Source organism: Salinimonas iocasae, from assembly GCF_006228385.1.
Lineage (GTDB): Bacteria > Pseudomonadota > Gammaproteobacteria > Enterobacterales > Alteromonadaceae > Alteromonas > Alteromonas iocasae.
The window spans coordinates 3,391,042-3,403,241 of record NZ_CP039852.1 but is presented as its reverse complement, the minus strand read 5'-3'; the positions used below and the strand labels follow the sequence as shown (position 1 = coordinate 3,403,241).

Sequence of the window (12,200 nt, the reverse complement as noted above, 5' to 3'; positions counted from 1 at the left end):
CCGGCAAGTTTTAGCGTCCGACACTGCGTTTCCATCCCGTTTTCGGGAAAATTATAATAATTACTACTCTTACGTTAATTCACGCAGAAGGTGCTATGCACGAGTGCAGAAACCTGAATATTTAGTACATCACAAAGCAAAAAAATCTTATATTTGCGAGCTAATCAGGCAGTTTCTAAACGCACGCTAAGCAGTTCATTTTGATAGCTTTGTATTAAAATACCGGCCATGTGGTTCAGTTTCCTGCTTGTTAGGTTATGGGCATTGTTGGCTTTTTACGCTACAATCTTGCGCCTTTTCGGGACACCGGTTATCTGAAGCCGGCACGTCTACGCACGATGGTCAAAATCCAGTGGAGAAGCATTTACATGGCTAAAGTCGCAATTGTTATGGGTTCTACATCCGATTGGCCTACCATGCAGCAGGCTGCGAAGATGTTAAAAGCATTTGGTGTGGAATTTGAGGCTCGTGTGGTCTCGGCCCATCGCACCCCTAATTTGCTGGTAGAGTTTGCTGAGTCAGCAGCTGATGAAGGTTTTAGCTGTATTATCGCCGGCGCTGGTGGTGCGGCGCACCTGCCGGGCATGATTGCTGCGCATACCCACTTACCCGTATTTGGTTGCCCGGTAAAATCAAAGGCACTGAACGGCCTGGATTCACTGTTATCGATTGTGCAAATGCCAAAAGGTGTTGCAGTGGGGACACTGGCGATCGGTGAGGCTGGCGCAGCTAATGCCGGACTTTTGGCCGCGCAGGTTGTTGCTTTGCAGGATAACGCTGTGAAGGACGCGATTATCGCGTTTCGTCAGAACCAGACAGACACCGTGTTGCAAAACGCGGATCTGGAGCTGGACGAATGAGAGTACTCGTGTATGGCGCCGGTCAGCTGGCGCAAATGATGTATTTGGCAGGCGTTCCACTGGGTATTGATGTACAGGCGGTGGACGTTAAAGATGACACTGTTGTGCACCCGGTCAGTAAGCGACCGCTTGAACAGAATCTGGTTCAGGCCATCGAGTCTTCCGATGCGCTAACGGTTGAATTTGAGCATGTGCCTGAGCGTTTACTCGAACAGGCTGCCAAAACAGATAAGCTTATGCCGTCTATGGATGCGATACTGGTGGGGGCGGACCGCGTTCGTGAAAAACATTTGCTGGAAAGGTTCAGCATACCCAATTGCCCGCACAGAATCGTTACACATCTGGACCAGTTGGACGATTGCGTCAAAACACTCGGCGATAAGCTGATTATTAAAGCGAGTCGCGATGGTTATGATGGTTACGGTCAGTGGCGCCTGAAAGACGCCAGCCAGTTAGAAAGCATCAAAGACGCTCTGTCAGGGCTGGATCTGGAAGCCGTTCCACTGGTTGTCGAGAAAATGCTGCAATTCGAGCGCGAACTGTCGCTAATTGGTGTGCGCAGTCGAAGCGGAGAAATTAAGGTCTATCCTTTGGCCGAAAATCTTCATCATAACGGTCAGTTGCATGTCTCTGTTGCGCCAGCCAGCCAGGTAAGTGAAGCGTTAGCGGAGCAGGCACAGCAAATATTTACCACACTGGCAGAAGGCATGCAGTATGTGGGTGTGCTGGCCGTAGAAATGTTCCAGTGCGGTGAAGAGCTGTTGGTTAATGAACTGGCGCCACGCGTTCATAACTCGGGGCACTGGAGCCTCAGTGGTGCCCATACCAGTCAGTTTGAAAATCACTTGCGCGCGCTGGTCGGGCTGCCGCTAGGCGACACCCGTGCGTTGTCACCTTCGGCGATGATAAATGTTATTGGCTGCAGCACGTTTTCCAGAGATTTGCTCAGTATTCCAGGGTGTCACTTACACTGGTACGGTAAGTCGGTAAGAGAAAAGCGTAAAATGGGGCATATTAATGTCACCGCAGACAGCTATGCACAGCTGGGCGAAAAACTGCACAAATTGTCTGGCTATGTGCCCACCGAGTACTTTCCGGAGCTCGAAAAAGAAGCAGACAGACTGCTTACGTTCAAATAATCAGCATGTGGTAGCTGCCGGGTATTGACAAGTTGCCACGTCTGACTAAAATACGCATCCGTTAGCTGGCCTGAATTGGTCAGTTGATGCACCTCTTGTGTGCCGACTTAGCTCAGTTGGTAGAGCAACTGACTTGTAATCAGTAGGTCGCCAGTTCGATTCCGGCAGTCGGCACCATTCTTTCTTGCTTCTTATTTCGCCCGTTGTAATATGGATTATTCAATCCATAGAATGACTTATGCTTATGTGGCGTCAACTTTCTATTTTGTTAATTCTGTGTAGTAGCTTTGCCTGTATGGCTCAGCAACCATCTCAAATCGCAATATCTGACAGCTATTTATCAGCAACATTCCCCATGGCTAATTCTGCTGCCGGCTATTTTACCCTGACAAATACCAGCGATGAGCCAGTTGTAGTGACGGGGATCTCTGTAAGCAGTACCATCGCCAAAGGAGCTAGCTTGCATGAAACAGTGGTAGACGATGAGATAGTCAGTATGCGGCCCTTGCATAAGCTAACGCTTAATGCTGGTCAGACAGTCAGGTTTGAAGCGGGCGGAAAACACATCATGCTCACCGGACTTAATAAACCCTTAACCGTGAAAATGACGGTAGATGTGACATTTCTTTTGGGTAATCGCCCACCGGTCAGCCAGACATTCCAGGTACATCCAGCCGAACACGATAAGGCAAAGTCGCAGCATGATCACCACTGAGCCTGTATACTTACTCCGGTAATCCAAAACCTGTTCTTATCAGTATCTAGAACACAGATGCAAAAGTCTTAAATTCATCGCAAAAACTGATAAAGGAGCGAATGATGAGCAAGATTGATATTGGTATTTCTGAAGCAGATAGAAACAGTGTGGCAGAAGGGCTGAAAAAGCTGCTGGCAGATTCTTATACGCTTTATTTGCAAACCCACAATTTTCACTGGAATGTGTCGGGACCGCAATTTCGTACCCTGCATTTAATGTTTGAAGAGCACTATACAGAATTGGCAGAGGCTGTAGACGATATTGCTGAGCGTATCCGCACACTGGGCGTAGTCGCACCAGGCACTTATAAAGCATTTTCAGAGCTCAGCTCCATAGAAGAGGTTGAAGGCGTACCAGAAGCAACAGAGATGGTTCAACTGCTGTGCCATGGCCATGAGCAGGTGGTTAAAACCAGTCGCGAAGCGCTCAAAATGGCGCAGGAAGCTGATGATGAATCCTCTATCGCACTAATTTCAGACCGTATGCGCATTCACGAAAAGACGGCGTGGATGCTGCGAGCACAAACTTCCAGCTAATAAAAACAACCATGAAAAAAACAACTATTGCAAAAAGCCTGGCAGCCTTGCTGCCGGGTCTTTTTTTGGTTGCCGGCGCCAGCGCGCAGGCTTCAGACAATATTCAGGTTAAAGAACTGGCGACCAAACTTGCCAATCCCTGGGGGATGACTTTTCTGCCTGACGGTGATTTATTGCTGACCGAGCGAAAAGGCAGTATTCGCCGCTTCTCATTTGAGAACGGGTTGAGCGAACCTGTTGCGAATACCCCTGCTGTAGAAGCGGTTAATCAGGGAGGAATGCTGGACATTTTGGCAGATCCTGATTATGCCTCTAATCAGACAATCTACTTTTGCTACAGCCGTAAAGGCGAGGGCGGCAACAGTAGCTCTGTTGCTAAAGCAACACTGAAGGATAATGCGCTGGAAGGTGTCACAACATTGTTCGTGGCAGAGCCTCTGGTGGATAACGGGTTTCACTTTGGCTGCCGCTTAGCGTTTGATGCCGACAAGAACTTATATATCACATTAGGTGATCGCTATAAGTATATGGATGAAGCGCAAAACACTGATAACCATTTGGGGAAAATCGTCAGAATACGCCCGGATGGCGCGGTGCCTGAGGATAATCCATTTGTTGATGGGCAGGCGCCTGAGGTGTTCACCTATGGCCATCGAAATGTCCAGGGGTTAACGGTACACCCGAAAACCGGCGACGTCTGGGCAATGGAACATGGTCCGCAAGGTGGTGATGAGGTCAACAAGCTGTCCAAAGGCGCCAATTATGGCTGGCCGGTCATTACCTACGGTATTGATTATGACGACAGTATCATTTCTGAAAAAACTGAGCAGAAAGGTATGGAGCAACCGGTGATTTACTGGGATCCCTCCATCGCACCCAGCGGTATGGCCTTTTACGACAAGTCTGCTTTTGCTGACTGGCAGGGCGATTTGCTGGTAGGTGCGCTTAAGTTTACCCACTTGCGACGCATTGAAATGGAAGGTGACAAACCCGGTGAACAGCACGAATACTTAAAAGATCGCGGTGAGCGTATTCGCGATGTTGAGGTCGGTCCTGACGGGCTTATCTACGTGCTTACCGATGCACCCAAAGGCAAGCTGCTTCAGCTTTCGCCAGCTAAATAAAACATAGCCAGCTTTTGCTGGCTTTTTTTTGCCTGCAAAAGAGTAAAGTCATCGTCAACAATATTGCCTTTTAAGACGGCTTCGGCCCGCGACGGCCTCATCACCAGAGGTGTTAAACAATGATCAGCACACATGCGGCTGAACAGGTGTTTGCTATTTGAACAGGCATTCCTTAAGTTATAACAAAAACAGGGAGATACCATGAAGGCAAAATCAACAAAGACTGCATTAGTTGTAGCAGCACTAACCGTGGGAATACTCAGTGGGTGTACCTCTTCAAATCGTACCGCAGAATCAGTTCCTGCAGAGCCGGTAGCTACTGATTATCAGCCCTCCCGCGCATTAGCAATGACACTTCCACAGATATCCGAGGCGCTGGCGGATGGGACGGTGACATCTCGGGAGCTGGTGGCCCAGTATCTTGCAAGAATTGACGCGGTAGATAAACGTGGCCCGGGCTTAAATAGTGTGCTGACGCTTAATCCCGATGCATTAGATATTGCCACAGCGCTGGACGAGCAGCGCGAGGTCGGTCAGATTCTGGGGCCTTTACATGGTGTCCCCGTACTGCTTAAGGATAACATCGAATCCAAAGATGCGATGCCAACCACGGCCGGCGCTCTGGCGCTGCAAAATAATGTAACCGGACGGGACAGTCCGCTGGTTGCCGGTCTGCGTGCACAGGGGGCTATTATTCTTGGTAAGACGAACTTAAGCCAGTGGGCTAACTTTCGCTCCGAACACTCCATGAGCGGCTGGTCTGCGCTGGGTGGTCAGGTGAGAAATCCTCACATGTTGGACAGGAACCCCTGCGGCTCAAGCTCCGGATCCGGCGCTGCGATGGCGGCATCTTTGGCTGCAGCAACTGTCGGTACAGAAACCAATGGATCTATCACCTGCCCTTCCACAGTTAACGGCATTGTAGGGTTTAAGCCCAGTGTCGGCATTGTGCCGCAGGACTTTATTGTGCCAATTTCTCATTCTCAGGATACAGCCGGCCCGATGACCAAAACTGTCACTGGTGCTGCAATGATGATGAATGCAATGGCGACAGAAACTCCGCAGACAGACTATACAAGTCGGTTAAATGACGACGCGCTGGAGGGCGTCAGGGTTGGCGTACTGCGCTTTGCTACCGGCTCAGATGCCCGTATTCAGGCACTTTTTGATCGCGCTCTAAAAGACCTGGAAGCGGCAGGTGCGGTGCTGGTAGATATAAATGAAGAGCCTCAGACGCCGGATAATTTCGGTAAGATGGCTTACGACCTGCTTAAATACGAATTCAAATCGGGCATAAACGATTACCTCGCCTCTACTGCATCTGAACAGGTTGAGCCCCGCTCGCTGGAAGCATTGATTGCGTATAATGAAGCGCATGCCAGTGATGAACTGGCATTATTCGATCAAAGCATTTTTGTTGCATCACAGGACATGGACTCTCTGGACAGCGACGGTTACCGGGAAAGCGTCAGGCAGGTACAGCAGATCAGCCGTAAAAACATTGATGCGTTGCTGGCTAACGAAGATGTCGATGTTTTAGTAGCACCAACCGGCGTTATCGCACCACGGGTCGATCCCATCAACGGTGACGTGTGGCCAGGTGGCTGGCCGGGATATGGCTCTGCTGCTGCACGAGCAGGTTATCCGCATACTACAGTTCCCATGGGTGGTGTGCACGCCTTACCTGTCGGGCTGTCCTTTATCGGCAGTAACCTGCAGGATGCCAATGTTCTTTCTTACGCCTACGCGTACGAACAGGTATCGCAACGCAGACTGACGCCGCAATATTACGAAAATGCAGAAGCGCTGGTAGATATTAACCGCGCGATGAATCCATCCCGTTAAATGTTCTAAGGGTCGGGTTATACAATGGGTAACCCGACCGCATTGATCTTTTCGTCCGCCCGTTCTTGTACCAATAAGCAGAGTCAGTATTTCTTCACACCCGTTACAGCAGTCGGGTCAACTTCTCTAGCGACATGGGTATTTTTATGATGAAAAGATTTTTAACAGCACTTCCGTTTACACTGGCTGCACTGAGCGCGCAGGCAATGTCTGATGCGAAAACTATCGAGATGATGGACCCCGAATCCGGTGAGAAGATGGGGACGGTTACGATTGAAGAGCATGACGATGGTCTGGTGTTTACGCCTTCCCTGACAGGACTGGAGCCCGGCGGTCACGGCTTTCACGTACATGAAAATCCTTCGTGTGAAAGTGCAATGAAAAACGGTGATGAAACGCCCGCCGGTGCTGCTGGCAGCCATTACGACCCGGAAAAAACGGATTCACACGGTTATCCATGGTCTGATAACAGCCACATGGGTGATCTACCGCTACTTTACGTCGGTGAAGACGGCGACGCTAAACATCCGGTGATTGCGACACGCCTTTCTATGAGCGACATAGAAGACCGTGCTCTGATGGTGCATGCTGGTGGCGACAACTATTCAGACTCACCTGAAAAACTCGGTGGAGGCGGCGCCCGTGCGCTTTGCGGTGTAATTAAATAACGTTGCTTTTCAGGCAGACATAAAGAAAGCGGGCTAGATGCCCGCTTTTTTGTACCTTTAATTTATTCAGACTTATCGGAGCGCTTATCTGAACGATATCGTTCAAACCATGCCAGAATATTACCGACTTTCTGAATCAGTCTGGATGGCTTCGCAGCAATACCGTGCGAGGCGCCGGGGATTCTTACCATAGCAGACTCTACACCCTGTAATCGAAGCGCCTGATAAAACTGCTCCGACTCACTGATTGGCGTGCGGTAATCAGACTCACCGGTTAGCAGTAATGTAGGCGTTTTTACGTTGCCCACTAACGACAGCGGCGAGTGCTCCCACAGATGATCTGCGACTTCCCATGGCTTACCCGGCATCCAATACTGAGAAAAGTAAGGATAGGCATCAGCTGTCAGCGCAAAGCTCATCCAGTTAATAACCGGCTTGGCAACCACCGCCGCAGAGAAGCGATCCGTTTTACCAATTGACCAGGCTGTCAGTACACCGCCACCGGAGCCACCGGTAATAAACAGATTATCTTTGTCGATATTGCCTTTTGCTACAGCAGCATCTACCACGTCCATCAGATCCTGATAGTCGTCGGAGGGATAATTATGATGGATAAGATTGCCAAATTCTTCACCGTAAGATGAGCTCCCGCGAGGATTTGACCAGACGACAACGTAACCATTGGCCGCCATGAGCTGAATTTCCATGGAAAAATGCGGACCATACGCCGCGTGCGGGCCACCGTGGATTTCAAGAATCATCGGGTAGGACTTATTTTTGTCGTAATTGGGTGGATAGGCAATCCAGGCATCAATATCACGATCATCTACCGACGCTTTGACTGGCAGGCTTTCAACATTAGCCAGATTCAGGTGGCCGAACGCATCTTCGTTAAGTTGCGTCAGTACGGTACTTTTACCCTTTTTATCTGCTACGGCTAAATCAGCCGGGCGCAGCGGGTCGTCGGTGGTGTAAGCAATTGTCCCGTCGCTGGCCAGTGCAAACTCACCAGAGGTATAGGGTCTGCCAAGCGACTGCCCGCCAATTGTGACATCAAGCTTACTGACTTTTCCTTTCAAACTGGTACGGGCAAGTCGGGTCTGGCCTTTATCCTGATAAGCAAATACCAGAGAGCGACTGTCATCTGCCCATTCAAACGCACCAATGCTTCGATCCAGGTCGCTGGTGAGGCGCGTCATGTTACCGGATGGCAGTTTCATGATAACCAGATCGCTATTTTGATAAGACTTCTTGCGATCGTTAAGCTGTGTGAATGCCAGGTATTTACCATCGGGACTGACCTTTGGATTGCCCTCCGGACCTTCAACGGTTGTTACCTGTTCAACCTTACGACTGGTGGTGTTCACCCGAAATACATCTGAACGCAATGGGTGAAGGGCGTAGTTTTCAGCGCGATCGCCGGCAAAATAAATCCACTTGCCGTCACCGGAGAAACTCAGATTGCCACTGTTAGGATAATCCCCGGTGGTCAGTTGTCGCGCCGTACCACCGGCTACAGGTAGAATATAAATCTGGCTATGGCCATCCCGAAGGTAACCGGCACCATCTGAGCGGTATTCTGTGCGCTCGATATATTTCGCTGTCTCGGCCCATTTCGCGCCTTCCGGTTTGCCTGGCATTCCTTTAAAAAGCGTTTCAGGCTGTGCGGGGGTGAAGGCAGTGAATGCAAGTTGTTCGCTATCGGGAGACCAAACAATATTCGACGGGCCTTCCTGCAGGTTAGTCAGCTTCGCCTGCAACCCACTGTCCATATAGTGGACGTACAATTGCGCGCTGCCGCCGTGGTCGCTGACAAAAGCCAGTTTGGTGCCATCGGGGGAGAGAACAGGCTGATAGATGTTGCCTTTATCAGTAAGGAACGGCCGATGGGCGTTGCCGTCCAGGTCGATTTGCCATAGTGAAGACAATGTTCTGTCAGACATGATATCCATGCTGCGACGCACGTAATACAGCGTTTCATCGTCCTGACCAAAAAAGGGAGATGAGGCATATTCGATGTTGAACACATCATTGTACTGTAGTGTGTCAGGCAATGCGTTGTCTTTAGTTTGCCCGTACGTCAGCGTGGAAAGCAGCGCTGCGCTGAGTCCCAGCCAGGTTCGTTTAATCCCCATAGAGGTTCCTTTTTGTTGTTAGTGTTTGTGCGAGTGAGATGTGTTCAGGTCATCATGCGCGCGACCTTTCAGTGATACCCGGCCAGTCAGGATATCTTTGAACATCACCCAGTCGCCCATCAGACTATAGAATGGGTACGAGAATGTAGCCGGACGGTTTTTCTCATAGAAAAAATGTCCTACCCAGGCAAACCCGTAGCCTATTACTGGTAGCAATAACAAATACCACCATTGGGTAGTGAGGATCGCCAGCGCTATTACCGCAAGTACTATCCAGGACCCCACGAAGTGGAGTAGTCGGCAGGTAGCATCCTGATGCTCCGAGAGGTAGTAGGGATAGAAATCCTTAAAGTGTTGATATTCTTTATGTTCAGACATGGCGATTATCCTCATGTAACATGATTGTTAACTGTACGGCTGCATCCGCAGCATTGCAAACACCGGGTGGCTTGTTTTTTCAGCGCCTTACCCCATATCATCAGGCAAATTGTAAAATCACGGGCAAATAACGATGGACAACCTAGTCGAAAATAATGTGGTAGATATTACGCCTGAGAATTTCCAGCAGGTAATCTTGCAGCAATCGCAGGAAAAGCTGGTATTGGTAGACTTTTGGGCGCAATGGTGCGAGCCCTGTAAAGACCTGATGCCAATGCTGGAAAAAATCGCATCTGAATATAAAAATGAGATGATTCTGGCGCGCGTAGACTGTGAAGCACAGCAGGAAATTGCCGCCCAGTTCGGCATCCGTAACCTGCCTACCGTGATGGTCGTGCAGGCTGGTCAGCCTGTGGATGGCTTTGCTGGCATGCAGTCAGAGAGTCAGATTCGTGAGATGCTCGCCAAGTATCTTCCCCAGCCAGGCGATGCTGAGATGCAGCAGGCCGCGCAGTTTGTCCAGCAGGGAGACTATCAAAGCGCATTTCCGCTGGCTAAACAGGCGGTCGATCTTAATGCCGAAAATATCGACGCAAAATATTTGTATATCGACTGTTTAATCGAAACGGGTTCTGTTGCGCAGGCAAAAGCAGAACTGGAAACTATTCGGCTGGTGGACCAGGACCAGCGCTATCAAACACTGACCGGAAAAGTTGAACTGGCTGAACAGGCCGCTGACTCGCCAGAACTGAGAGAGTTGCAAACAGCGGTAGAAAACAACCCGGACGACTTACAATTAAAAATCGACTTGGCTATTCAGTTACAGCAGGCACATAAAGTTGATGAAGCGCTGCCACTGCTGCATCAGGTGTTGCTTACTGACCTGAACTTCGGTGAAGCGAAAAAAGTCATGCTGGATATGATTAACGCACTGGCAGATGGCGACCCGCAAAAGTCGCTGTATCGTCGTAAGGTATACAGCCTGCTTTACTAGTGCATCAATAGCAGTAAAAAAGCCCGCTCATGCGGGCTTTTTTTATGGGGTATAGCCTTCGGATTTGAGCCACTTCAGCGCTGCAAAATACCCTTCAAAATAATGGCGGGTGTAGTTTGGATACTGATTATGATCCTGCAAATTAGGATGCGTTCGCTCTATTTGCGCGCGCTTCACCATGCCTGTATCCAGCACATAGCCTGAACGCTGCAAGCCGTTTTCAATACACATCACGATGGCATCAGCCAACACCTTCTGACACTCAGGAGTGGTGAGTACCCAGCGCCTGCCATCAAGCAGCGCCGCCCAGGGCTGATCATCGAATGAGGTCGCCAGAATCTTCAGTTCTTCTACAAATGCGCGGGTTGTTGGCATCGTCCATGCGCCAGTGGCATACACTTCCAGCATATTGCCGGATTTATCCAGTGAGTATTGGCCATAGCTGGGAAATCGCATAATTAATTCTGCTCGTAGTGCTCCGTACAGGGAACAAGTAAGTACTTGCTAATCTGTATTGTATACGAAACTGCCTGCGTTTAGATAACTACTCTGTACAATAATTTTTTGTTAGAGTTTACAAAATCTTTACGAACTGAGCTGCCATGTATAAGCAATATTACCGGCGTTTTCTAACCGCCAATGCCTCTGTGCAACACTATAGTTGCCACAGTCACTATTACTGGCCCGACGTGACGCGAGAAGCCATGCTCGAATACTGGGAAGACAGCGCACGGTATGTTGACGAAAAATGGGCACATTTTTTCTCGGAAGCAGTGCCGCAGGTTCAGTCGTATATCAGCGATATCCTCAACACGGGTATGCCGGAGCAGATTGTATTTGCGCCAAATACCCATGAACTGGTAGCCCGCCTGTTAAGTTGTCTCGACTACACAAAAAAGCCGGCTATTTTATCGACAGACAGTGAGTTTCACAGTTTCAACCGGCAAATTAGCCGCCTTAATGAAACCGGTACGATATCGCTGCATCAGGTGGCGACCCTTCCGTTCGACGATTTTGAAACTCGCTTTATTGAAGCTATTCGGCAGCAAAAATGGGACATGATTTTTTTCAGTCAGGTCTTTTTCAATTCAGGGTATGTGGTCAGACATTTACCGGAAATTATCGATGCAGTGTCTGATTCTGACACACTCATCGTTATCGACGGTTATCACGGTTTTATGGCGCTTCCTACAGATCTGGCACCCATCGCTGACCGGATTTTCTATCTTGGCGGTGCTTATAAGTATGCCCAGGCGGGGGAGGGCGCCTGTTTTGCCCACGTGCCTCCCGGATGCACTTTACGACCAGTTTATACAGGCTGGTTTGCAGAGTTTGGAGAACTCCACGAGCCGCGCTCTGATAAAGTAAATTATGCCAGTGATGCCATGCGCTTTGCTGGTGCGACGATGGATTTTTGCGCGTTGTATCGCCTGCGTGCCGTGCTGCGCTTATTTGAGCAGGAGAAGATTGACGTAGCGACCATCAACCAGCACGTAAAGCAGCTCCAGCAACATTTCCTGCAGTTACTTGATGCACAGGGACACCCGTTACTGAACCGGGACAACCTGATGATTGAAGATGAAAATCTACGGGGACATTTTCTGACGTTTAATCTGCCAGACAGTGAGGTCACCGAGATGCTTTCTCAGTTTTTGCGCAATAACAATATCCAGACCGATTTTCGGGGCAACCGACTACGCTTCGGCTTTGGTTTATATCATGACCCGCAAGATATTGATTTAGTGTGTCTGCAACATGAATGAA

Annotated in this window: 12 protein-coding genes and 1 tRNA gene; 10 read left to right on the top strand and 3 right to left on the bottom strand. The window is 49.5% G+C overall.

The window, feature by feature from the left end:
* Nucleotides 1-368: 368 nt before the first annotated feature.
* The 8 genes from purE (at nucleotide 369) to sodC (ending at nucleotide 6,929) form a co-directional block, all read left to right on the top strand.
* Nucleotides 369-860, top strand: a complete 492-nt coding sequence (purE, locus tag FBQ74_RS15230; protein WP_139757469.1) for a 5-(carboxyamino)imidazole ribonucleotide mutase — start codon at nucleotides 369-371, stop codon at nucleotides 858-860.
* Entirely contained in the window at nucleotides 857-1,999 is a 1,143-nt protein-coding gene (locus tag FBQ74_RS15225; protein ID WP_139757468.1) for a 5-(carboxyamino)imidazole ribonucleotide synthase, read from the top strand. The genes purE and FBQ74_RS15225 overlap by 4 nt, the downstream gene beginning before the upstream one ends.
* 101 nt (nucleotides 2,000-2,100) lie before the next feature.
* Nucleotides 2,101-2,176 (top strand) — tRNA-Thr (locus FBQ74_RS15220).
* A gap of 118 nt (nucleotides 2,177-2,294) precedes the next feature.
* A complete protein-coding gene (locus FBQ74_RS15215) occupies nucleotides 2,295-2,714 on the top strand; it encodes a copper chaperone PCu(A)C (protein WP_168190685.1) in 420 nt (139 codons plus the stop codon).
* Between the two features lie 104 nt (nucleotides 2,715-2,818).
* Nucleotides 2,819-3,292, top strand: a complete 474-nt coding sequence (locus FBQ74_RS15210; protein ID WP_139757996.1) for a Dps family protein — start codon at nucleotides 2,819-2,821, stop codon at nucleotides 3,290-3,292.
* A gap of 11 nt (nucleotides 3,293-3,303) precedes the next feature.
* Nucleotides 3,304-4,416, top strand: coding sequence for a PQQ-dependent sugar dehydrogenase (locus FBQ74_RS15205; protein WP_139757466.1), 1,113 nt, complete (start codon nucleotides 3,304-3,306; stop codon nucleotides 4,414-4,416).
* Between the two features lie 201 nt (nucleotides 4,417-4,617).
* Nucleotides 4,618-6,261 carry an amidase gene (locus FBQ74_RS15200; RefSeq protein ID WP_139757465.1) on the top strand — a complete coding sequence of 548 codons (1,644 nt, stop codon included), beginning with the start codon at nucleotides 4,618-4,620 and terminating at the stop codon, nucleotides 6,259-6,261.
* Between the two features lie 149 nt (nucleotides 6,262-6,410).
* Nucleotides 6,411-6,929 (top strand): superoxide dismutase family protein, encoded by a 519-nt coding sequence (sodC, locus tag FBQ74_RS15195; RefSeq protein ID WP_139757995.1) that lies wholly within the window; start codon nucleotides 6,411-6,413, stop codon nucleotides 6,927-6,929.
* Between the two features lie 62 nt (nucleotides 6,930-6,991).
* Here sodC and FBQ74_RS15190 read toward each other — a convergent pair whose 3' ends face one another.
* Nucleotides 6,992-9,064 (bottom strand): S9 family peptidase, encoded by a 2,073-nt coding sequence (locus tag FBQ74_RS15190; protein WP_139757464.1) that lies wholly within the window; start codon nucleotides 9,062-9,064, stop codon nucleotides 6,992-6,994.
* An 18-nt stretch (nucleotides 9,065-9,082) separates the two neighbouring features.
* Complete coding sequence (locus FBQ74_RS15185; RefSeq protein WP_139757463.1) at nucleotides 9,083-9,442, bottom strand: DUF962 domain-containing protein; 360 nt, start codon at nucleotides 9,440-9,442, stop codon at nucleotides 9,083-9,085.
* A gap of 133 nt (nucleotides 9,443-9,575) precedes the next feature.
* Here FBQ74_RS15185 and trxA point away from each other — a divergent pair, with 133 nt between their 5' ends.
* Nucleotides 9,576-10,436, top strand: a complete 861-nt coding sequence (trxA, locus tag FBQ74_RS15180; RefSeq protein WP_139757462.1) for a thioredoxin — start codon at nucleotides 9,576-9,578, stop codon at nucleotides 10,434-10,436.
* Nucleotides 10,437-10,478: 42 nt separating this feature from the next.
* On the opposite strand, the gene FBQ74_RS15175 is transcribed toward trxA, so the two are convergent.
* Nucleotides 10,479-10,892, bottom strand: a complete 414-nt coding sequence (locus FBQ74_RS15175) for a hypothetical protein (protein WP_139757461.1) — start codon at nucleotides 10,890-10,892, stop codon at nucleotides 10,479-10,481.
* A gap of 146 nt (nucleotides 10,893-11,038) precedes the next feature.
* On the opposite strand from FBQ74_RS15175, the gene FBQ74_RS15170 reads away from it, so the two are divergent.
* On the top strand, nucleotides 11,039-12,199 hold the full coding sequence (locus FBQ74_RS15170; RefSeq protein ID WP_139757460.1) for an aminotransferase class V-fold PLP-dependent enzyme: 1,161 nt from the start codon (nucleotides 11,039-11,041) through the stop codon (nucleotides 12,197-12,199).
* The last annotated feature ends 1 nt before the right edge of the window (nucleotide 12,200 follow it).

Excerpts from the sequence above, each read along its gene's own strand:
- purE (WP_139757469.1), top strand. The coding sequence starts at position 369 with ATGGCTAAAGTCGCAATTGTTATGGGTTCTACATCCGATTGGCCTACC.
- FBQ74_RS15225 (WP_139757468.1), top strand. The coding sequence starts at position 857 with ATGAGAGTACTCGTGTATGGCGCCGGTCAGCTGGCGCAAATGATGTAT.
- FBQ74_RS15215 (WP_168190685.1), top strand. The coding sequence starts at position 2,295 with ATGGCTCAGCAACCATCTCAAATCGCAATATCTGACAGCTATTTATCA.
- FBQ74_RS15210 (WP_139757996.1), top strand. The coding sequence starts at position 2,819 with ATGAGCAAGATTGATATTGGTATTTCTGAAGCAGATAGAAACAGTGTG.
- FBQ74_RS15205 (WP_139757466.1), top strand. The coding sequence starts at position 3,304 with ATGAAAAAAACAACTATTGCAAAAAGCCTGGCAGCCTTGCTGCCGGGT.
- FBQ74_RS15200 (WP_139757465.1), top strand. The coding sequence starts at position 4,618 with ATGAAGGCAAAATCAACAAAGACTGCATTAGTTGTAGCAGCACTAACC.
- sodC (WP_139757995.1), top strand. The coding sequence starts at position 6,411 with ATGAAAAGATTTTTAACAGCACTTCCGTTTACACTGGCTGCACTGAGC.
- FBQ74_RS15190 (WP_139757464.1), bottom strand. The coding sequence starts at position 9,064 with ATGGGGATTAAACGAACCTGGCTGGGACTCAGCGCAGCGCTGCTTTCC.
- FBQ74_RS15185 (WP_139757463.1), bottom strand. The coding sequence starts at position 9,442 with ATGTCTGAACATAAAGAATATCAACACTTTAAGGATTTCTATCCCTAC.
- trxA (WP_139757462.1), top strand. The coding sequence starts at position 9,576 with ATGGACAACCTAGTCGAAAATAATGTGGTAGATATTACGCCTGAGAAT.
- FBQ74_RS15175 (WP_139757461.1), bottom strand. The coding sequence starts at position 10,892 with ATGCGATTTCCCAGCTATGGCCAATACTCACTGGATAAATCCGGCAAT.
- FBQ74_RS15170 (WP_139757460.1), top strand. The coding sequence starts at position 11,039 with ATGTATAAGCAATATTACCGGCGTTTTCTAACCGCCAATGCCTCTGTG.